The following is a 21,793-nucleotide window of genomic DNA, read 5'->3' as shown; positions in this document are numbered from 1 at the left end:
TCAATCAGCCTTATCAGCAGTGCGAGCGGTAGGTTTACGAAGACGGGAGACCGGCGCGACATGGGCCGAGCCGTTATTAAGGGCGATCATCAGCGCGGGCAGCCAGCGGCCCAGCAGGCTGAACAGATCGCCGGCGCCAACCTGGCGGTTGGCGGTTTTGAGTACGCGGCCCAGGCAGGCATCGTCGTCGCGGCTGGACGGCGAGGCGTTGAGCATGTCGCGCAAAGACTGTTCAAACGGATCGTGCATACGCACCTCTCGTGATGTCTGTGAAAGACGCGGGCAAATTTGGTCGGGTCACATGGCGCATCTTCATACCCAGCGCAAACGGCGGAACAACCACCATTGTCCGAACGCCAGGGCGAGCACCGTCAGGCAGGCGATCAGGAAACCATAAGGGCTGCTCGCGAACGGAATGCCGCCGACATTGATGCCCAGCAGACCGGTCAGAAAACTCATCGGCAAAAAGATGCAGGTGATGATCCCGAAGCGATACATCGTGCGATTCATGCGCACGCTCAAGCGCCGGTCTTCGGCCTCCAGCACAAGGCCCACGCGCTCTCGGGTCAATTCGAGCTCTTCGAGATAACGGGTCAGGCTGTTGTTCAATTCGTTCCAGTAGTCGGCATCGTCATCGACGAACCATGGCAGTTTTATCCGCGTCAGCTGTCCGAAAATATCCCGCTGCGGTGCCAGAAAACGCTTCAGTCCGGCAGCCCGGCGACGGATGTGCAAAATGGCGCCATGCTCGGGGGTATACCGTTCGTCGGCATCCAGTTTTTCTTCCTCTTCATCGACCACTTCGGAGAGGCAAGTCACCAGATCCTGCACCTTGTTGGTGAGGAATTGCGCCAGATAAAGCATCAGTTCGGACGAGGTTTTCGGCCCTTTGCCCTCGCCCAGCATCACCAGCAACTCGTCGGTGGCGCGCAATGGACGCAAGCGCAGGGAAATCACTCGCTGGGCCGAAGCGAAAATCCGCACCGACACCATGTCTTCCGGCTCGGCACCGGGGTTGAGATTGACCCCGCGCAAAAACAGCAGCAGCTCGGAATCCGGCAGCGGCAACAGGCGTGGGCGGGTGTTTTCTTCCAGCAGCAGATCGCAGGTGAACTCGTTGAGCCCACTGGATTTGCGCAGCCAGGTCTGGGTCTGCGGGTGACTGCGATCCCAGTGCAACCACAGGCTTTCATGAGCCTGCAGTTGCAGATCGTCGAGATCAGTCCGGGCTATCGAACGCGCACCGCCTTTACCGTCCAGCACCAGGGCATGCACCAGCCCCCATTGCGCGTTTTCTTCCTCGAACATCCTCACCCCTGTGGTTACCGCGATTTATTCAGGCATTTTCAGCGGGCTTGGCGAGATGATCACGCCATTGTTGTCCGCATAGATGTACTGGCCGGGATGGAAAGTGACACCCGCGAAGGTCACCGGCACGTTGAGGTCGCCGATACCGCGCTTGTCGGTCTTCATCGGGTGGCTGGCCAGGGCCTGTACGCCAAGATCAGTCTGGGCGATGACGTCGACATCACGGATGCAGCCGTAGATGACCAGCCCTTCCCAACCGTTTTTCGAGGCCTTCTCGGCGAGCATGTCACCCAGCAGCGCGCGACGCAGGGAACCGCCACCATCAACCACCAGCACCTTGCCATTACCCTTGAGCTCGACCTGCTCCTTGACCAGCGAGTTGTCTTCGAAGCACTTGATGGTCACGATCTCGCCGCCGAACGAATCACGGCCGCCGAAATTGCTGAACATCGGGTCCAGCACCTGAACCAGCTCCGGATAGGCGTCGCACAGGTCAGGCGTAAGGTAATGGTTCATCGAATAACTCCTGTAACAAGGAAGACGATCAAGGATGTCGCACTCTTTTGAAACGAGTTCCGGCGGTCGCTGTTTACCTTAGCCCATGTCATGGTCGCTGAACGAACCTGAACACAAGCTGAAACGTAATAGCGAAACAGTCACTAAATATGACCAGAACCGTCCAATGCGTCATATCTTAGCCGCAAGCCGACTCGAACGAAATGCCCTTTTCAGGGCGCCGCGTTCAGACCGCTGCCGCCAGATCCGGCTTCTCGCCGAGCAATGGCGTGTGCTGATCCGCCAGCCAACGCGCCACCAGCGGCCAGACCTCAGCCTGCGCCGCCTTGCTGACCAGCATCTCGACATGCCCGAACTGATCGTTGAAACCCTGTTCACGGCCCAGGTTGATGAACTGCTTGTGCTCCGAACCGATCTGTTCGAACAGCTTCTGGCACGCCCAGGCCGGATCCTGATGATCCCCCGCCGCGCTCACTGCCAGCACCGGTATCTGCACATCGGCAAGGCCTGCCCACCAATCCTTGTCCTTGTCGCCGAAACGGCCGAACAATCCGTACCAGCGCATGCTTTCCAGCGCCAGGCCGATCGGCTCGTCCTCGGGGCCGCGCTTGAGCCGCGAGCCGGACAACTGGGCAAAACGCTTGAGAATGAAGCGCCCGCTCCACTCCACCGGCGGAATCTTCAGCGGCCAGTACGTGCGACTGACCTGGGTGCCGAAAAACGCGGCCGAGGCCACCGCTGGCTCACCAAGGTATTCGCCGCCCAGCGCAGCCGCCAACGTGATGCCACCCAGCGAGTGGCCGATCCAGTGCGGAATCTGCCCGCTCTGCTCACGCACGAACGCGGCAATGGCCGGCAGATCGTAACGGGCATAGTCGGCGACGCGGTTGCGGCGGTAGTCCTCGTTGCGCTGGGACAGACCGTGGCCGCGCATTTCCGGGATCCACACATCGAAGCCCAGACGCGTCAGATACGCGCCCAGGCCAAGGCCCTTCGGCGAAAACCAGAAGCGCCGGTTGGAAAAACTGCCGTGCAGCAAGATCACCGGCACGCCGCGCGACGCCGGCTCATCCGCCATGCCGAGACGGGTTACCGCGATTTCCACGGACCAGTCAGGGCTGTTGCCCGGTTTCAAACGGTAAACGTCTTCGCTCAGATCACCGCGTCGTTCGGCGCTGATCAGGGCGACAGGAAATAGGTTGCTGCTGCTTTGCATAATGCTCTTGCACAAAAAAGGGCGGCATCCGGAGAGCTCGCCCTACTTCAATCTTAAAGCCCCGACCCGGTTCAACGGGCCGAGGCTTCATTCACGGCTTATTCCGCCGCCTGGCCTTCGGCAAGGAAGAACCAGGTTTCCAGCACGGTGTCCGGGTTCAGCGACACACTTTCAATGCCCTGCTCCATCAGCCACTTGGCCAGGTCCGGGTGGTCCGAAGGGCCCTGACCGCAGATGCCGATGTATTTGCCGGCCTTGTTGCACGCGGCAATCGCGTTGGCCAACAGCTTCTTGACCGCCGGATTACGCTCGTCGAACAGGTGCGCGATGATCCCGGAGTCACGGTCCAGACCCAGTGTCAGCTGAGTCAGGTCGTTGGAACCGATCGAGAAACCGTCGAAGAATTCGAGGAATTCTTCAGCCAGGATCGCGTTGGATGGCAGTTCGCACATCATGATCACGCGCAGACCGTTGTCGCCACGTGCCAGGCCGTTTTCGGCGAGCAGATCCACCACCTGGCTGGCTTCGCCGAGGGTACGGACGAACGGCACCATGATTTCGACGTTGGTCAGGCCCATCTCGTTGCGCACGCGTTTCAGCGCACGGCATTCGAGTTCGAAGCAGTCACGGAACGATTCGCTGATGTAACGCGAAGCGCCACGGAAGCCCAGCATCGGGTTTTCTTCTTCCGGCTCGTACAGTTTGCCGCCGATCAGGTTGGCGTACTCGTTGGACTTGAAGTCCGACAGACGCACGATGACCTTCTTCGGGGCGAACGCAGCGGCCAGGGTGCTGATGCCTTCAACCAGTTTCTCGACATAGAAGCCGACCGGATCGTCGTAACCGGCGATGCGCTTGTCGACGCTTTCCTTGATGTCCTGCGGCAGGCCGTCGTAGTTCAACAGCGCTTTCGGGTGAACACCGATCATGCGGTTGATGATGAATTCCAGACGGGCCAGGCCCACACCGGCGTTCGGCAGCTGCGCGAAGTCGAAGGCGCGGTCCGGGTTGCCGACGTTCATCATGATCTTGAACGGCAGCTCCGGCATGGCGTCGACGGAGTTCTTCTTGATGTCGAAGCCCAGCTCGCCTTCGAAGATGTAGCCGGTGTCGCCTTCGGCGCAGGACACGGTCACACCCTGGCCATCCTTCAGCAGTTGGGTGGCGTTGCCGCAACCGACGACCGCAGGAATACCCAGCTCACGGGCGATGATCGCCGCGTGGCAGGTACGGCCGCCACGGTTGGTGACGATGGCGCTGGCGCGCTTCATTACCGGTTCCCAGTCCGGGTCGGTCATGTCGGAGACCAGCACGTCGCCCGGCTGGACTTTGTCCATCTCGGACACGTCCTTGATGATCCGCACCTTGCCCGCGCCGATGCGCTGGCCAATGGCACGGCCTTCCACCAGCACGGTGCCGGTTTCTTTCAGCAGGTAACGTTCCATGACGTTGGCCTGGGTGCGGCTCTTCACGGTTTCCGGACGGGCCTGCACGATGTACAGCTTGCCGTCGTCACCGTCTTTGGCCCACTCGATGTCCATCGGGCAGCCGTAGTGCTTCTCGATGATCATCGCCTGCTTGGCCAACTCGCTGACTTCAGCGTCGGTCAGGCAGAAACGCGCGCGCTCGGCCTTGTCGACATCAACGGTTTTCACGGAACGACCGGCCTTGGCCTCGTCGCCATAGATCATCTTGATGGCTTTACTGCCCAGGTTGCGGCGCAGGATCGCCGGACGACCGGCTGCCAGCGTGCCCTTGTGGACATAGAATTCGTCCGGGTTCACCGCGCCTTGTACAACGGTTTCGCCCAGGCCGTAGGCGCCGGTGATGAACACCACGTCACGGAAGCCGGATTCGGTATCGAGGGTGAACATCACGCCGGCGGTGCCGGTTTCCGAACGCACCATGCGCTGCACGCCGGCCGACAGGGCGACCAGCTTGTGGTCGAAGCCCTGGTGCACGCGGTAGGAAATGGCACGGTCGTTGAACAGGGAAGCGAACACTTCCTTGGCCGCGCGGATGACGTTTTCCACGCCACGGATGTTCAGGAAGGTTTCCTGCTGACCGGCGAACGAAGCGTCCGGCAAGTCTTCGGCGGTGGCGGAGGAACGCACGGCCACGGCCACGTCAGGATTACCGGCCGACAGCGCGGCGAACGCGGTGCGGATCTCGGCATTCAGTTTTTCAGGGAATTCGGCTTCCATGATCCATTGGCGGATCTGGGCACCGGTCTTGGCCAGGGCATTGACGTCATCGACGTCCAGCGCATCGAGGGCCTTGTGGATCTGATCGTTCAGACCGCTCAGTTCCAGGAAGTCGCGATAGGCTTGCGCCGTGGTGGCGAAGCCGCCGGGGACCGAAACACCGGCACCGGCCAGGTTACTGATCATCTCGCCCAGGGATGCGTTCTTGCCCCCCACATGCTCAACATCGTGTTTGCCGAGCTTATCGAGGGAAACTACGTACTCTACCAAGGTGATCTCTCCACTAACTGTGTTGGAAAAGCTCAGAAACCGGCGGCTCGGGGGAGCGTTGGCCGGCTGTATGGCCTGGACCTGGAAAATAAGTGAGAATGCGGGCCAATGGCGGCCGGCAATTCGCGCCTATCATATCCAGAAATACTCATTAGCTTAAGGCCCAAGGTGCAAATGAAACGATCTGCTTTCTTTATCTCCGATGGCACCGGCATCACCGCCGAAACCCTGGGTCAAAGCCTTCTGGCGCAGTTCGAAAACATTACCTTCAGCAAATTCACGCGACCGTACATCGACAGCGTTGAAAAAGCGCGGGCCATGGTACAACAAATCAACAAAGCCGCTGAAACCGACGGTTTCCGGCCGATCATCTTCGACACCATCGTCAATCAGGACATTCGTGAGATTCTCGCAACCTCCAATGGTTTCATGATCGACATTTTCTCGACGTTCCTCGCCCCGCTCGAGCAGGAGCTGACCGAGCATTCTTCCTACACCGTCGGCAAGTCCCACTCCATCGGTCACAACTCCAATTACATGGAGCGGATCGAGGCGGTGAACTTCGCCCTCGACAACGATGACGGCGCCCGCACCCACTATTACGACAAGGCCGACCTGATACTAGTGGGCGTGTCGCGTTGTGGTAAGACGCCGACGTGCCTGTACATGGCGATGCAGTTCGGCATCCGCGCGGCCAACTACCCGCTGACCGAAGACGACATGGAACGCCTGCAACTGCCGGCCGCCCTGCGCGCCCATCAGCACAAGCTGTTCGGCCTGACCATCGACCCGGACCGCCTTACCGCGATCCGCAACGAACGCAAACCCAACAGCCGTTATTCGAGCTACGCCCAGTGCGAGTTCGAAGTGCGCGAGGTGGAAAACCTGTTCCGCCGCGAGAACATCCCGAACATCAACTCCACGCATTTTTCGGTGGAAGAAATTTCCGCGAAGATCCTCGTGGAAAAAGGCGTCGAGCGGCGCTTCAAATAGCTCTGCGGTATCTGATCTGACGCCTTCGCGGGCAAGCCCGGCTCCCACAGGTGTGGTGGCGTTTGCAAAAATTGCATCCGACACAAAACCCTGTGGGAGCGTGGCTTGCCCGCGAAGAACGATAACGCGGTCTCTCAGATAACAAACAAATCGACAAACCGGTTCACCGGCGTGGCCTCAAGCCGCGCCTGATCCTTGCACAACGCAAGAATTTCCCCGCTGCGCTGCCCGGTAAAACGGGTGGCCAGGTTCGCCCTGAACTTGTCCTCCAGCAATGGAATGCCCTCTGCGCGGCGCCGACGGTGTCCGATCGGGTACTCCACCACCACGTTTTCCGTGCTCGAACCGTCCTTGAAAAACACCTGTACCGCGTTGGCAATCGAACGCTTGTCGGCCTCCAGGTATTCGCGGGTGAAGCGCGGATCCTCGACGATGACCATTTTCTCGCGCAGCACATCGATGACCGGATGGGCCTTGTGGAAATCATCCTCGTACTGCTCGGCCACCAGATTGCCGAACGCCAGCGGCACGGCGGTCATGTACTGGAGGCAGTGATCGCGGTCAGCGGCATTGGCCAGCGGCCCGACCTTGGAAATGATGCGAATCGCCGATTCGTGGGTGGTGATGACGATCCGGTCGATCTCATGCAGACGATTGCGCACCTGCGGGTGCAGGGTCACGGCGGCTTCGCAGGCGGTTTGCGCGTGGAATTCGGCGGGGAAGCTGATCTTGAACAGCACGTTTTCCATCACGTAACTGCCGAACGGCCGCGAGAAACTGAAGGTGCGTTTGTCTTCGGGCTTGAGCGCCAGATCGTTGTTGGTGTGGCTGAACAATACGTCGTAAAAGCCCCACTGTTTGGCACTCAAGACGCCGGGAATCCCCATTTCGCCGCGCATCGCGATATCCGCCAGCCGCACGCCCCGGCTCGATGCATCCCCTGCCGCCCAGGATTTTCGCGAGCCGGCGTTTGGCGCATGGCGGTACGTGCGCAATGCCTGGCCGTCGGCGAACGCGTGGGACAACGCTGATAGCAGCTGCTCACGGTTGGCGCCCATCAGTTTGGCGGTCACCGCGGTAGAGGCGACTTTCACCAGGATGACGTGGTCGAGGCCTACGCGATTGAACGAGTTTTCCAGCGCGATCACGCCCTGGATTTCGTGGGCCATGATCATGGCTTCGAGTACGTCGCGCACGGTCAGCGGCGCTTCGCCGTTCGCCAGGCGCTTTTGCGACAGGTGATCGGCCACCGCGAGAATTCCGCCGAGGTTGTCCGACGGATGTCCCCATTCGGCGGCGAGCCAGGTGTCGTTGTAATCGAGCCAGCGCACGATGCAGCCGATGTCCCACGCGGCTTTGACCGGGTCGAGGCGATAGGAGGTGCCGGGGACTCGGGCGCCGAATGGGACGACGGTGTCTTCGACGATTGGGCCGAGGTGTTTGGTGCACTCGGGGAAACGCAAGGCCAACAGGCCGCAGCCCAGGGTGTCCATCAGGCAGTTGCGGGCGGTGTCGAGGGCTTCGATTGATTCGATCTTGCAGGTGAGGACGTAATCGGCGATGTCCTGCAGGACACGGTCGTAGTCGGGGCGGTTGTTCAGGTCGACGTTGGCGCTCATGTTCGATTCACTCTTCAAAGTGGTTCGTTGATGGGACCTCGGTTCAGGCTGAGTCTTGGTTTTAAACCATTCTTATTGTTGAAACACAGAACCTGTGGGAGCGGCGGTGCGACGATTCGACTTGCCCGCGAATGGGCCGGCATATCCAGCGTTGATGTTGCCTGATACACCGCTTTCGCGAGCAAGCCCGCTCCCACATTTGGATCTGTGTTACGTCAGAAAGAATCTCCGGGGATGCGCACGTAGCCCTCCATCAGGACGCGCGCACTGCGGCTCATGATCGCTTTCTTCACAACCCACTCACCGTTTTCCAGGCTGGCCTCAGCGCCAACACGCAACGTCCCGGACGGATGCCCGAAGCGCACGGCGTTGCGTTCAACGCCACCGGCCGCGAGGTTGACCAAAGTGCCGGAGATAGCTGCTGCGGTGCCAATCGCCACCGCCGCCGTCCCCATCATCGCGTGGTGCAGCTTGCCCATCGACAATGCCCGCACCAGCAAATCCACATCCCCGGCGCCAACGGCCTTGCCACTGGACGCGACGTAATCCGCAGGCTTGGCGACAAACGCAACCTTCGGTGTGTGTTGTCGCTTGGCCGCCTCATCCAGATTCGAAATCAGCCCCATGCGCAGCGCGCCATAAGCACGAATCGTCTCAAACATCTGCAGCGCTTTCGGGTCGCTGTTGATCGCGCTCTGTAGTTCGGTGCCGGTGTAGCCGATGTCTTCGGCATTGACGAAGATCGTCGGGATACCCGCGTTGATCATGGTCGCCTTGAACGTGCCGACGCCCGGCACTTCCAGCTCGTCGATCAGGTTGCCGGTGGGGAACATCGAGCCACCGCCGCCCTCTTCTTCCGCCGCCGGATCCATGAATTCGACCTGGACTTCGGCAGCCGGGAAGGTCACGCCGTCGAGTTCGAAATCACCGGTTTCCTGGACTTCGCCGTTGGTGATCGGCACGTGGGCGATGATGGTCTTGCCGATGTTGGCCTGCCACACGCGAACCACCGCCACGCCGTTGTGCGGAATGCGGCTGGCGTCCACCAGACCGTTGCTGATGGCGAACGAACCGACCGCCGCCGACAGGTTGCCGCAGTTACCGCTCCAGTCCACGAACGGCTTGTCGATGGACACCTGACCGAACAGGTAATCGACGTCGTGATCGGCCTTGATGCTTTTCGACAGGATCACGGTTTTGCTGGTACTGGACGTGGCGCCGCCCATGCCGTCGATCTGCTTGTCGTACGGGTCGGGGCTGCCGATTACCCGCAGCAACAGAGCATCGCGGGTCGGGCCGGGAATCTGCGCGGCTTCGGGCAGATCCTTGAGGCTGAAAAACACGCCTTTGCTGGTGCCGCCGCGCATGTAGGTGGCGGGGATCTTTATTTGCGGTGCGTGAGCCATGGTGCTCCTTAACGAAAGCATGGGACTTGAAGTCCCATGCCCACATCGATTGATTTAAACGGCAACCGCCGACTCTTCGAGGAAGTCCTGGGCGAAGCGTTGCAGCACGCCGCCGGCCTCGTAGATCGACACTTCTTCAGCGGTATCGAGGCGGCAGGTCACCGGCACGTCAATGCGCTCGCCATTCTTGCGATGAATCACCAGCGTCAGATCGGCGCGCGGCGTCCGCTCACCGATCACGTCATAGGTTTCGCTGCCGTCGATGCCCAGCGTCTTGCGGTCGGTGCCCGGTTTGAATTCCAGCGGCAACACGCCCATGCCCACCAGGTTGGTGCGGTGAATGCGCTCGAAACCTTCGGCGGCGATCGCTTCCACACCCGCCAGACGCACGCCTTTGGCCGCCCAGTCACGGGACGATCCCTGACCGTAGTCGGCGCCGGCGATGATGATCAGTGGCTGCTTGCGTTCCATGTAGGTTTCGATGGCTTCCCACATGCGCATCACTTGGCCCTCCGGCTCGACGCGGGCCAGCGAGCCCTGTTTGACCTTGCCGTTCTCCACGACCATTTCGTTGAACAGTTTCGGGTTGGCAAACGTTGCGCGCTGCGCGGTCAGGTGGTCGCCACGGTGGGTCGCGTAAGAGTTGAAGTCCTCTTCCGGCAGGCCCATTTTCGCCAGGTATTCGCCGGCGGCGCTGTCGAGCATGATCGCGTTCGACGGCGACAGGTGATCGGTGGTGATGTTGTCCGGCAGCACCGCCAGCGGGCGCATGCCTTTGAGCGGACGAGCCCCGGCGAGCGCGCCTTCCCAGTACGGCGGACGGCGGATGTAGGTGCTCATCTCGCGCCAGTCATACAGCGGCGTGACTTTCGGGCCGGTGTCTTCATGGATGGCGAACATCGGGATGTAGACCTGACGGAACTGCTCGGGCTTGACCGAGGATTTCACTACCGCGTCGATTTCTTCGTCGCTCGGCCAGATGTCTTTCAGGCGGATTTCCTTGCCGTCGACCACGCCCAGCACGTCTTTTTCGATGTCGAAACGAATGGTGCCGGCAATCGCGTAGGCCACCACCAGCGGCGGCGAAGCGAGGAACGCCTGCTTGGCGTACGGGTGAATCCGGCCGTCGAAGTTGCGGTTGCCGGACAGCACAGCGGTGGCGTACAGGTCACGGTCGATGATCTCTTGCTGGATCACCGGATCCAGCGCGCCGGACATGCCGTTGCAGGTGGTGCAGGCAAACGCGACGACGCCGAAACCGAGTTGCTCCAGCTCCGTGGTCAGCCCCGCTTCATCGAGATACAGCGCCACGGTTTTCGAGCCCGGCGCCAGCGACGACTTGACCCACGGTTTGCGGGTCAGCCCGAGCTTGTTGGCATTGCGCGCCAACAGGCCGGCGGCGATCACGTTGCGCGGGTTGCTGGTGTTGGTGCAGCTGGTGATGGCGGCGATGATCACCGCGCCGTCGGGCATTTGCCCCGGCACGTCTTCCCACTGGCCGGCGATGCCTTTGGCCGCCAGATCCGACACCGCCACGCGGGCGTGCGGGTTGCTCGGGCCGGCCATGTTGCGCACCACCGAAGACAGATCGAAGGTCAGGCCCCGCTCGTATTGCGCGCCTTTGAGGCTGTCAGCCCACAGGCCGATCTGCCTGGCGTATTGCTCGACCAGTTGCACTTGCTGGTCTTCACGACCGGTCAGTTTCAGGTAATCGATGGTCTGCTGGTCGATGTAGAACATCGCCGCCGTGGCGCCGTACTCCGGGGCCATGTTGGAGATGGTCGCGCGGTCGCCGAGGGTCAGTGCCGAAGCACCTTCGCCGAAGAACTCCAGCCACGCACCGACCACTTTCTGTTTGCGCAGGTATTCGGTCAGCGCCAGCACCATGTCGGTGGCGGTGATGCCCGGTTGCAGCTTGCCGGTCAGTTCGACGCCGACGCTTTCCGGCAGGCGCATCCACGACGCGCGGCCGAGCATCACGCTTTCGGCTTCAAGCCCACCGACGCCGATGGCGATCACGCCCAGCGCATCGACGTGCGGGGTGTGGCTGTCGGTGCCGACGCATGTATCCGGGAACGCCACGCCGTCGCGCACCTGGATCACCGGAGACATTTTCTCCAGGTTGATCTGGTGCATGATGCCGTTGCCCGGCGGGATCACGTCGACGTTCTTGAACGCCTTTTTGGTCCAGTTGATGAAGTGGAAACGGTCTTCGTTGCGACGGTCTTCGATGGCACGGTTCTTCTCGAACGCCTGGGCGTCAAAACCGCCCGCCTCCACCGCCAGCGAGTGGTCGACGATCAGTTGCGTCGGCACCACCGGGTTGACCTGCGCCGGGTCGCCGCCCTGCTGGGCAATCGCGTCGCGCAGGCCGGCCAGATCCACCAGCGCGGTCTGGCCGAGAATGTCGTGGCACACCACGCGGGCCGGAAACCACGGGAAGTCGAGGTCGCGTTTGCGCTCGATCAGTTGTTTCAGGGAATCGGTGAGCGTGGCCGGGTCGCAGCGACGCACGAGGTTTTCCGCCAGCACGCGAGAGGTGTACGGCAGGGTGTCGTAGCTGCCGGGCTGGATCGCATCGACAGCCGCGCGGACGTCGAAAAAGTCCAGCGGCGTGCCGGGCAGGTTCTTGCGAAATTCTGTGTTCATCGGTCAGGACTCGGTCACGGTAGTTTCAAAGAGGGGGCGCCTGTGCCGGCGCCCTCCCCGGTCAGCGCTGTTCGATGGGCACGAACTTGCGCTGTTCGACGCCGGTGTACTCGGCGCTTGGACGGATGATGCGGTTGTTGGCGCGCTGTTCGAACACGTGCGCTGCCCAGCCGGTCAGGCGCGAGCAGACGAAGATCGGGGTGAACAGCTTGGTCGGGATGCCCATGAAGTGGTACGCCGAGGCATGGTAGAAGTCGGCGTTGGGGAACAGTTTCTTTTGCTCCCACATGGTCTTGTCGATGGCCTCCGAGACCGCGAACAACACCTTGTCGCCCACTTCGTCGGCGAGTTTTTTCGACCAGCCCTTGATCACCTCGTTACGCGGATCGCTGTCCTTATAGATCGCGTGGCCGAAGCCCATGATCTTGTCCTTGCGCTCGAGCATGCCGAGGGTGCCCTTGATCGCCTCTTCCGGCGACGAGAAGCGTTCGATCATTTCCATCGCCGCTTCGTTGGCGCCGCCGTGCAGCGGGCCGCGCAGCGAACCGATGGCTGCCGTGACGCAGGAATACAGATCGGATAGGGTCGAAGCGCACACGCGAGCGGTGAAGGTCGAGGCGTTGAATTCGTGCTCGGCGTAGAGGATCAGCGACACGTTCATCACCTTGACGTGCAGTTCGCTCGGCTTCTTGTCGTGCAGCAGGTGCAGGAAGTGGCCGCCGATGGACTGCTCGTCAGTCACGCAATTGATGCGTTTGCCGTCGTGGCTGAAGCGATACCAGTAACACATGATCGCCGGGAACGCGGCCAGCAGGCGGTCGGTCTTGTCGCGTTGCTCGGAGAAGTCTTTCTCCGGCTCGATGTTGCCCAGGAACGAGCAACCGGTGCGCATCACGTCCATCGGGTGAGCGTCGGCGGGGATGCGTTCCAGCACTTCTTTCAGCGCTTGCGGCAGGTCGCGCAGCTTGCTGAGTTTGTTCTGGTAGTCGGCGAGCTGTGCCTGGGTCGGCAGCTCTCCGTAGAGCAGCAGGTACGCGACTTCTTCAAATTGTGCGTCTGCCGCCAGTTCGCGCACGTCGTAGCCGCGATAGGTCAGCCCGGCACCGGCCTGGCCCACGGTGGACAGTGCGGTTTGCCCGGCAACCTGGCCCCGGAGCCCGGCGCCACTGAGTACTTTTGCTTCGGCCATTGTTGTCTCCAATCTTGAATTTATTAGGGAGTACGGTTGCGGCTTACTTCTTCGCCGCAAACAACGCGTCGAGCTTCTGCTCGAAGGTGTGGTAATCGATGCGATCGTAGAGCTCCATGCGAGTCTGCATGGTGTCGATGACATTCTGCTGAGTGCCGTCGCGGCGGATCGCGGTGTAGACGTTTTCCGCCGCCTTGTTCATCGCGCGGAACGCCGACAGCGGGTACAGCACCAGCGACACATCGGCGCCGGCCAGTTGCTCGGTGGTGTACAGCGGCGTCGAGCCGAATTCGGTGATGTTGGCCAGGATCGGCGCTTTCACGCGGCTGGCGAACAGCTTGTACATCTCAAGCTCAGTGATGGCTTCCGGGAAGATCATGTCGGCGCCGGCCTCGATGCACGCGGCGGCGCGATCCAGTGCCGATTCCAGACCTTCAACGGCCAGGGCGTCGGTGCGGGCCATGATCACGAAGCTGTCGTCGGTGCGGGCATCGACGGCGGCCTTGATGCGGTCGACCATTTCCTGCTGGGTCACGATCTCTTTGTTCGGGCGGTGGCCGCAGCGTTTGGCGCCGACCTGGTCTTCGATGTGAATCGCTGCTGCGCCGAACTTGATCATCGACTTGACGGTGCGGGCCACGTTGAACGCCGAGGCGCCGAAACCGGTGTCCACGTCCACCAGCAGCGGCAGGTCGCAGACGTCGGTGATGCGGCGCACGTCGGTCAGCACGTCATCCAGGCCGGTGATGCCCAGGTCCGGCACGCCGAGGGAGCCGGCGGCCACCCCGCCACCCGACAGGTAGATCGCCTTGAAACCGGCGCGTTTGGCCAGCAGCGCGTGGTTGGCGTTGACCGCCCCGACCACTTGCAGCGGATGTTCGCTGGCGACCGCATCGCGGAAACGCTGGCCTGGAGTGCTCTTGTTGGAACTCATGACTCACCTCGTTCAGTGGCTGTCTTATTGTCGGCGCCGTCCTGGTAGTGACGGGCGATGTTGCGTTTCGAGGCGCCGATGTGACGGCGCATCAACAATTCCGCGAGCTCGCCGTCACGGTCGGCGATGGCATCGAGAATCCGGTGGTGTTCGGCAAAGGCCTGGCGCGGGCGGTTGGGCGTGGTGGAAAACTGGATGCGGTACATGCGCACCAGTTGATAGAGCTCGCCGCAGAGCATTTGCGTGAGGGTGCGGTTGCCGCTGCCCTGGATGATCCGGTAGTGAAAGTCGAAATCGCCTTCCTGCTGGTAGTAGCCGACCCCGGCCTGAAACGCCGCATCGCGTTCGTGGGTTTCCAGCACCCGGCGCAGTTCGTCGATTTCTTCAACGCTCATGCGTTCGGCCGCCAGACGGCAGGCCATGCCTTCGAGGGATTCGCGGATTTCGTAGAGTTCGAGCAATTCGGCGTGGCTCAGCGACACCACCCGCGCACCGACGTGCGGTACACGCACCAGCAGACGCTGGCCTTCCAGCCGGTGAATCGCCTCGCGCAGCGGCCCGCGGCTGATGCCGTAGGTGCGCGCCAGTTCCGGCTCGGAGATCTTGCTGCCCGGGGCGATCTCGCCTTTGACGATGGCCGCCTGGATGCGTCGGAAGACGTTTTCCGAGAGCGTCTCGGAATCGTCGCCGCTGATCACCGGGGGATCGAGTTGATCCAGCATATTGTCGACACCTTGAAATCCAATGCGGCAAAAACTAGCGAATCAGCCCGCATCAGTCAAAGGATAATTAAGGATTGTCGACAATCGTCTAATAAGCCTGCGTATCAGCCCCAAGGGTTATAGACCGGTCCCGGCGCTGGCGCCATAAAACCACCGTGCTAGAATGCCGCCCGCATTTGCGAGTCATTTGCACGGCTTGTCATAAAAAGCTGATAGGCACACGAAGGCGCATGGGCAGACAGGATTTCCTGATGCCATGGCCCTGAACCGAGAACGGAACGCTGCTCGCCAGGATTTATGAGACTCAAGCCCTTCCCCACATTCTTTGCACTGTTTTGCCTGCCCGGCCTCGCCGCGGCGGGGGAAAAGACCGTGTACGGCCTCAACGAATACGCTGCCCTCGACGGAATCAACCTGGAAGTGGCGGCGAAACTCGACACCGGGGCGAAAACCGCCTCGCTGAGCGCCCGCGACATCAAACGCTTCAAACGCAACGGCGAGTCCTGGGTACGTTTCTACCTGGCCATCGACGCCGCGCATTCGCACCCGATCGAACGGCCGCTGGCCCGGGTCAGCAAGATCAAGCGCCGCGCCGGCGACTACGATCCGGAAGAAGGCAAGAAGTACACCGCCCGCCCGGTGATCGAGCTGGACATCTGCATGGGTTCGGCAATGCGCAGCATCGAAGTGAACCTGACCGACCGTAGTGCGTTCCAATATCCGCTTTTGATCGGCTCCGAGGCGCTGAAACGCTTCGATGCGCTGGTCGATCCCAGTCTTAAATACGCTGCCGGCAAACCCGCCTGCGCCATCGCCGCTCATACCGCCGAGTAATTTCCATGCGTTCTCTAACCTTCCACCTGAAAGTCCTGATCACCATCCTGGTGTTGCTGGGCGTTTCGGTTACGGCCTATCAGATTTTCGTGCTCGGCATTCCAGTGACCGAAGACGCCACCGACGACCTGTGGAACATCGACGCCAAGGTCGAGTTCGTCGCCAGCACCAAGGATCCGGTCAAGATCCAGATGTTCGTGCCGCCCCTGAGCCGCGATTACGTCAGCCTCAATGAAAGCTTCATCTCCAACAATTACGGCGTGGCGGTCAACCGTGTCGACGGCAACCGCAAGGTCACCTGGTCGGCGCGCCGGGCCAAAGGCAACCAGACGCTCTATTACCGTCTGGTGCTGACCAAGCGTTACACCGCCGAGAAAACCAAGATCAAAGGCCCGACCTTCCGCGACAGCATGGCCATCGAAGGCCCGGAAAAGATTGCCGCCGAAGCCCTGCTCGCCCCGATCCGCCAGCACTCGGCCGACGTCGAAACCTTCATTGGCGAGGCGATCAAACGCGTCAACAACGTCAATGACGACAACGTAAAACTGCTGCTGGCCGGCGATCCGTCGACGCCGCACAAAGCCAAAATCGTCGAGCTGCTGCTGTCCATCGCCCACGTGCCGGTGGAAAAAGTCCACACCATCCGCCTCGTCGCCGATCAGCCGCAAACCCCGGAACTGTGGCTGCGCAGCTTCAACGGCACTGACTGGCTGTACTTCAACCCGGAAACCGGCGAGCAAGGCCTGCCGACCGACCGCCTGCTGTGGTGGAGCGGTGATGAAAACCTGATCACCGTCGACGGCGGCAAGAAAGCCAACGTGACCTTCAGCCTCAACAACAGCGAGATGAACGCGATTCGTCTGGCCAAGCTGACCGACGAAAACACCGACGCCAACTTCCTCGAATACTCGCTGTACGGCCTGCCGCTGCAAACCCAGCAGACGTTCATGATCATGGTGATGATCCCGATCGGCGTGCTGGTGATCCTGATCCTGCGCAACCTGATCGGCCTGCAGACCCTCGGCACGTTCACGCCGGTGCTGATCGCCCTGGCCTTCCGCGAGACGCAACTGGGCTTCGGCATCCTGCTGTTTACCGTGATCACCGCGCTCGGGTTATCGCTGCGCTCGTATCTGGAACACTTGAAGCTGCAAATGCTGCCGCGCCTGTCGGTGGTGCTGACCTTCGTGGTGGTGCTGATTGCGGCGATCAGCCTGTTCAGTCACAAGCTCGGTCTGGAGCGCGGTCTGTCGGTGGCGCTGTTCCCGATGGTGATTCTGACCATGACCATCGAACGCCTGTCGATCACCTGGGAAGAACGCGGCGCCAGCCATGCCATGAAAGTGGCGATCGGCACGCTGTTCGCGGCCTCCCTGGCGCACCTGATCATGACCGTTCCAGAGCTGGTGTACTTCGTGTTCACCTTCCCGGCGATCCTGCTGATTCTGGTGGGCTTCATGCTGGCCATGGGTCGCTATCGCGGCTACCGCCTGACTGAGCTCGTGCGTTTCAAGGCTTTCCTGAAGAAGGCTGACGCCTGATGTTCGGTTTCTGGAAGACCTGGAAGGCCCTGGAAGCCCGGGGCATCATGGGCATCAATCGGCGTAACGCCGACTACGTGCTCAAGTACAACAAGCGCAACCTGTACCCGATCGTCGATGACAAGATCATCACCAAGGAACGCGCGATCAAGGCCGGCATTCACGTGCCGGAACTGTATGGCGTGATTTCCACGGAGAAGGAAATCGACAAGCTCGGCGAGATCATCGGCGGGCGCAACGACTTCGTGATCAAGCCGGCCCAGGGCGCCGGCGGTGACGGCATCATCGTGGTCGCCGACCGTTTCGAGGGCCGCTATCGCACGGTATCGGGCAAGATCATTGCCCACGAAGAGCTGGAACATCATATCTCCAGCATCCTCACCGGCCTGTATTCGCTGGGCGGCCACCGCGACCGGGCGCTGATCGAATATCGGGTGACCCCGGACCAGATCTTCAAGAGCATCAGCTACGAAGGCGTGCCGGACATCCGCATCATCGTGCTAATGGGTTACCCGGTGATGGCGATGCTGCGGCTGCCGACCCGTCAATCCGGCGGCAAGGCCAACCTGCACCAGGGCGCCATCGGCGTCGGCGTCGACCTGGCCACCGGCCTGACCCTGCGCGGCACCTGGCTGAACAACATCATCACCAAACACCCGGACACCACCAACGCGGTGGACGGCGTGCAACTGCCCTACTGGGACGGTTTCATGAGGCTCGCCGCCGGTTGCTATGAGCTGTGTGGTTTGGGTTACATCGGCGTGGACATGGTGCTGGACCAGGAGAAAGGCCCGCTGATTCTGGAGCTGAATGCAAGGCCGGGGCTGAATATCCAGATTGCCAATGATTGCGGGCTGACGTTGCGCACCCATGCGGTGGAAGCGCATCTGGAAGACCTCAAGGCGCGCGGGGTGACAGAGTCGGTTGAAGAGCGGGTGGCGTTTGCTCAGGAGTTGTTTGGGCATATTCCGGCGGTTGAGGGCTGACTTCCCTTTCATGATCGTTCCCACGCTCCGCGTGGGAATGCATACCGTGACGCTCCGCGTCACAGTGGACGCGGAGCGTCCATGGCGGCGTTACCACGCAGAGCGTGGGAACGATCAAGTCGCGTGATCCTGCCGCCAATCTGCCAATCCCCGACATCCCCTCTAGGAGCAATTCCCGGAGGGGACTACAATCCCCACCCCGCCTCGATGGCCGATCTGCCCCGCCCATGTTGACCTGTTCCGTACACCCGCTGCCCTACCGTGCCAACCCCGCCGACTATTTCGCGGCCGTCCGCCATGCGCCCGGCGCCGTGCTGCTCGACAGTGGCCGGCCGAGTGCCGACCGTGGCCGTTATGACCTGCTCAGCGCCTGGCCGCTGGAACAGCTGGCGGTGTTGCCGGACGAGCGCGGGGAAGATTTCCTGCAACGTCTGCGGGACAATCTGACCCGCTTGGGCGACGCGCAATTGCCCGACGGGTACGAGTTGCCCTTCGCCGGTGGCCTGATCGGTTACCTGAGCTACGACTTCGGTCGGCATCTGGAAAATCTGCCAAGTCAGGCCCGGGATGATCTGCAATTGCCCGATGCGCGTTTTGGTCTGTACAACTGGGCGTTGATCAGCGATCACCAATCGGCAACCAGCCAACTGGTGTTCCACCCCTCGGTCAGCGCCAGCGAGAAACAGCGGTTGATCGATGTATTCAGCCAACCGGTGGGAGCCGAACTGACCCCGTTCAAGCTGAACAGCCCGATGGCAGCAGATCTTTCAGCCGATGAGTACCGTCAGGCCTTCGAACGCATCCAGCATTACATCCAGGCCGGTGACTGCTATCAAGTCAACTTCGCCCAGCGCTTCCGCGCGCCGTGCCAGGGCGATCCATGGCTAGCCTACTGCAAATTGCGCGAAGCCTGCCCGACGCCGTTTTCCGGTTTCCAGAGCCTGCCTGACGGCAACGCGGTACTGAGCCTGTCACCCGAACGTTTCGTCAAAGTCAGCCAGCGTCAGGTGGAAACCCGCCCGATCAAGGGCACCCGCCCCCGTGGCGCGACCCCGGCCGAAGACGCGGCGAACGCCGCCGAACTGCTGGCCAGCCCCAAGGACCGCGCGGAAAACCTGATGATCGTCGACCTGCTGCGCAACGACCTGGGCCGCACTTGCCGCATCGGCTCGGTGCGGGTGCCGGAGTTGTTCAGTCTGGAAAGTTATCCGAACGTGCATCACCTGGTCAGCAGCGTGACCGGTGAACTGGCGGAAGATCGCGACGCTCTGAATCTGATTGCCGGCAGCTTCCCCGGCGGCTCGATCACCGGCGCGCCGAAGATTCGCGCGATGCAGATCATCGACGAACTCGAACCGACCCGACGTGGGTTGTATTGCGGTTCGTTGCTGTATCTGGATGTGCGTGGCGAGATGGACAGTTCCATCGCCATTCGCAGCCTGCTGGTGAAGGATGGACAGGTGTGCTGCTGGGGCGGTGGCGGGATCGTCGCTGACTCGGATTGGGAGGCGGAGTATCAGGAGTCAATTACCAAGGTCAGGGTTCTGCTCGAAACCTTGCAGAACCTTTAACCATTGATCGCTTGATGATCGTTCCCACGCTCCGCGTGGGAACGATCATGTGGTGGCTACAAAGTCAGATCGCGGTTCGAAGCCTTGAGAAACTCCTGCTTTAACTCTTCGAACGTATGCACCGCCGGAAACTGCGGAAACTCGCGAATCACGTTATCCGGCGCATGGAACAGAATCCCCGCATCAGCCTCGCCCAGCATGCTGGTGTCGTTGTAGGAATCCCCCGCCGCAATCACCCGGTAATACAAGCCCTTGAAAGCCAGGACCGACTGACGTTTCGGATCTTTCTGACGCAACTGGTAGCTGGTCACCCGCCCGCTGTCGTCCGTAATCAGTCGATGGCAAAGCAAGGTCGGAAAGCCCAGCTGACGCATCAGCGGCTGGGAAAACTCGTAGAACGTGTCCGACAGAATCACCACCTGAAACCGCTCGCGCAGCCAGTTGACGAACTCCACCGCGCCGTCCAGCGGCTTGAGGGTGGCGATCACTTCCTGGATGTCCGAAAGCTTCAGACCATGCTCGTCGAGGATGCGCAGGCGCTGCTTCATCAGCACGTCGTAGTCGGGAATGTCCCGGGTAGTGGCCTTGAGCGATTCGATTCCGGTTTTTTCGGCGAAGGCGATCCAGATTTCCGGCACCAGCACCCCTTCAAGATCAAGACAGGCAATTTCCACAAGACACTCCCGTTTGTAATGTTTATTGAGTCGAGCGAGCCCGAACTCTAGCGGCTCGACCTGGAGCGCGCAACGCAGAGGCCGCCCCGGCGGGCGTTGCTTTTTGTTAACATCGCCGCCATATAGAGCGCCCAGCGCCACCGACCTGTAGGAAGCCGCCCTGATGAGCCCAACGTTCGACGTCGTGGAACTCGCCACGACCTATGCCAACAAATCCGCGCAGGACATCCTCAAACTCGCGTTCGCCGAGTTCGGCGATGACCTGTGGATATCTTTCAGCGGCGCCGAGGATGTGGTGCTGGTGGACATGGCCTGGAAGCTGAACAAGAACGTCAAGGTGTTCAGTCTCGACACCGGCCGCCTTCATCCGGAAACCTATCGCTTCATCGATCAGGTACGCGAGCACTACAAGATCGACATCGAACTGGTCTCGCCGGACTACACGAAACTTGAACCGTTCGTGAAGGAAAAAGGCCTGTTCAGTTTCTACAAGGACGGCCATGGCGAATGCTGCGGCATCCGCAAGATCGAGCCGCTGCGCCGCAAGCTGTCCGGCGTCAAAGCCTGGGCCACCGGCCAGCGCCGCGATCAAAGCCCTGGCACCCGCAGTGCCGTGGCGGTGATGGAAATCGATACAGCGTTCTCCAACCCGGAGCGCACCCTGTACAAGTTCAACCCGCTGGCGCAGATGACCAGCGAGGAAATCTGGGGCTACATCCGCATGCTGGAGCTGCCGTACAACAGCCTGCATGAGCGCGGTTTCATCAGCATCGGCTGCGAACCGTGCACCCGCCCTGTCCTGCCGAACCAGCACGAACGCGAAGGTCGCTGGTGGTGGGAAGAAGCGACCCAGAAAGAATGCGGGTTGCATGCCGGGAATATCATCAGCAAGGCATAACCCCTGATGCCCCGTGGGAGCAAGTCAGCTCCCACAGTGTTCGCTACCCACCTTGAAAAATGTGTACACACGAATGTCACCATCGGTGCCATTTATGTGTGCACTTTTCGTTTCTGCGCCCTGAAAAGTTACATCAAGCTCCAAAAACACTCCCTCCCGGCGTCCAAAATCCCTCCCGAAAAATAAATACCTGTTCGAACGGTCAATTTATATCGCCCGTATTTCAGCAGCTTAGCGCTCTTCAATAACTTTTCGAAATCAGC

General features: G+C 60.9%; 18 protein-coding genes. 6 read left to right on the top strand and 12 right to left on the bottom strand.

From position 1 onward, the window contains the following. The 5 genes from ABTV87_RS09095 to ppsA form a co-directional block, all read right to left on the bottom strand. Positions 1-249: a hypothetical protein gene (locus ABTV87_RS09095; protein ID WP_007951986.1), complete on the bottom strand. Its 249-nt coding sequence runs from the start codon at positions 247-249 to the stop codon at positions 1-3. A 63-nt stretch (positions 250-312) separates the two neighbouring features. After that, the gene (locus tag ABTV87_RS09090; protein ID WP_007951985.1) at positions 313-1,308 is read right to left on the bottom strand and encodes a zinc transporter ZntB; all 996 of its coding nucleotides are present in this window, start codon (positions 1,306-1,308) and stop codon (positions 313-315) included. Positions 1,309-1,332: 24 nt separating this feature from the next. After that, a complete protein-coding gene (gene rraA / locus ABTV87_RS09085) occupies positions 1,333-1,824 on the bottom strand; it encodes a ribonuclease E activity regulator RraA (RefSeq protein ID WP_007951984.1) in 492 nt (163 codons plus the stop codon). Between the two features lie 226 nt (positions 1,825-2,050). Next, positions 2,051-3,040 carry an alpha/beta fold hydrolase gene (locus ABTV87_RS09080; RefSeq protein WP_085609042.1) on the bottom strand — a complete coding sequence of 330 codons (990 nt, stop codon included), beginning with the start codon at positions 3,038-3,040 and terminating at the stop codon, positions 2,051-2,053. A gap of 98 nt (positions 3,041-3,138) precedes the next feature. Further along, on the bottom strand, positions 3,139-5,514 hold the full coding sequence (gene ppsA, locus ABTV87_RS09075; protein WP_258713127.1) for a phosphoenolpyruvate synthase: 2,376 nt from the start codon (positions 5,512-5,514) through the stop codon (positions 3,139-3,141). Between the two features lie 174 nt (positions 5,515-5,688). Here ppsA and ppsR point away from each other — a divergent pair, with 174 nt between their 5' ends. Further along, on the top strand, positions 5,689-6,507 hold the full coding sequence (gene ppsR, locus ABTV87_RS09070; protein WP_007951980.1) for a posphoenolpyruvate synthetase regulatory kinase/phosphorylase PpsR: 819 nt from the start codon (positions 5,689-5,691) through the stop codon (positions 6,505-6,507). Between the two features lie 134 nt (positions 6,508-6,641). Here the strand turns inward: ppsR and prpD are convergent, their stop codons facing one another. The 6 genes from prpD to ABTV87_RS09040 all read right to left on the bottom strand — a co-directional run bounded on the left by prpD (position 6,642) and on the right by ABTV87_RS09040 (position 15,023). After that, positions 6,642-8,126, bottom strand: coding sequence for a 2-methylcitrate dehydratase (prpD, locus tag ABTV87_RS09065; protein ID WP_433899281.1), 1,485 nt, complete (start codon positions 8,124-8,126; stop codon positions 6,642-6,644). A gap of 215 nt (positions 8,127-8,341) precedes the next feature. After that, positions 8,342-9,532, bottom strand: a complete 1,191-nt coding sequence (prpF, locus tag ABTV87_RS09060; protein ID WP_085609046.1) for a 2-methylaconitate cis-trans isomerase PrpF — start codon at positions 9,530-9,532, stop codon at positions 8,342-8,344. A gap of 54 nt (positions 9,533-9,586) precedes the next feature. After that, positions 9,587-12,181, bottom strand: coding sequence for a Fe/S-dependent 2-methylisocitrate dehydratase AcnD (acnD, locus tag ABTV87_RS09055; RefSeq protein WP_433899280.1), 2,595 nt, complete (start codon positions 12,179-12,181; stop codon positions 9,587-9,589). 61 nt (positions 12,182-12,242) lie between these two features. After that, positions 12,243-13,370, bottom strand: coding sequence for a bifunctional 2-methylcitrate synthase/citrate synthase (gene prpC / locus ABTV87_RS09050; RefSeq protein WP_433899279.1), 1,128 nt, complete (start codon positions 13,368-13,370; stop codon positions 12,243-12,245). Positions 13,371-13,413: 43 nt separating this feature from the next. Continuing rightward, positions 13,414-14,304: a methylisocitrate lyase gene (prpB, locus tag ABTV87_RS09045; RefSeq protein WP_433899278.1), complete on the bottom strand. Its 891-nt coding sequence runs from the start codon at positions 14,302-14,304 to the stop codon at positions 13,414-13,416. Continuing rightward, on the bottom strand, positions 14,301-15,023 hold the full coding sequence (locus ABTV87_RS09040) for a GntR family transcriptional regulator (protein ID WP_169432611.1): 723 nt from the start codon (positions 15,021-15,023) through the stop codon (positions 14,301-14,303). Before ABTV87_RS09040 ends, prpB begins: the two co-directional genes overlap by 4 nt. A 300-nt stretch (positions 15,024-15,323) precedes the next feature. Here ABTV87_RS09040 and ABTV87_RS09035 point away from each other — a divergent pair, with 300 nt between their 5' ends. The 4 genes from ABTV87_RS09035 (at position 15,324) to pabB (ending at position 19,958) form a co-directional block, all read left to right on the top strand. Continuing rightward, positions 15,324-15,860, top strand: a complete 537-nt coding sequence (locus ABTV87_RS09035; protein ID WP_011333239.1) for an ATP-dependent zinc protease family protein — start codon at positions 15,324-15,326, stop codon at positions 15,858-15,860. Positions 15,861-15,865: 5 nt separating this feature from the next. Next, positions 15,866-17,401 (top strand): inactive transglutaminase family protein, encoded by a 1,536-nt coding sequence (locus ABTV87_RS09030; RefSeq protein ID WP_007951967.1) that lies wholly within the window; start codon positions 15,866-15,868, stop codon positions 17,399-17,401. Beyond that, positions 17,401-18,387: an alpha-L-glutamate ligase-like protein gene (locus ABTV87_RS09025; protein WP_433899277.1), complete on the top strand. Its 987-nt coding sequence runs from the start codon at positions 17,401-17,403 to the stop codon at positions 18,385-18,387. Before ABTV87_RS09030 ends, ABTV87_RS09025 begins: the two co-directional genes overlap by 1 nt. A gap of 227 nt (positions 18,388-18,614) precedes the next feature. Continuing rightward, positions 18,615-19,958, top strand: coding sequence for an aminodeoxychorismate synthase component I (gene pabB / locus ABTV87_RS09020; RefSeq protein ID WP_433899276.1), 1,344 nt, complete (start codon positions 18,615-18,617; stop codon positions 19,956-19,958). Between the two features lie 56 nt (positions 19,959-20,014). Here the strand turns inward: pabB and thrH are convergent, their stop codons facing one another. Beyond that, positions 20,015-20,632 carry a bifunctional phosphoserine phosphatase/homoserine phosphotransferase ThrH gene (thrH, locus tag ABTV87_RS09015; protein WP_433899275.1) on the bottom strand — a complete coding sequence of 206 codons (618 nt, stop codon included), beginning with the start codon at positions 20,630-20,632 and terminating at the stop codon, positions 20,015-20,017. A 163-nt stretch (positions 20,633-20,795) separates the two neighbouring features. Here thrH and ABTV87_RS09010 point away from each other — a divergent pair, with 163 nt between their 5' ends. Then, the gene (locus ABTV87_RS09010) at positions 20,796-21,530 is read left to right on the top strand and encodes a phosphoadenylyl-sulfate reductase (RefSeq protein ID WP_433899274.1); all 735 of its coding nucleotides are present in this window, start codon (positions 20,796-20,798) and stop codon (positions 21,528-21,530) included. Positions 21,531-21,793 lie beyond the last annotated feature (263 nt).

Source organism: Pseudomonas sp. PSE1(2024) (assembly GCF_050990555.1).
Lineage (GTDB): Bacteria > Pseudomonadota > Gammaproteobacteria > Pseudomonadales > Pseudomonadaceae > Aquipseudomonas > Aquipseudomonas aphyarum.
The sequence above is the reverse complement of the archived record's forward strand: the minus strand, read 5'-3'. Positions and strand labels throughout refer to the sequence as shown.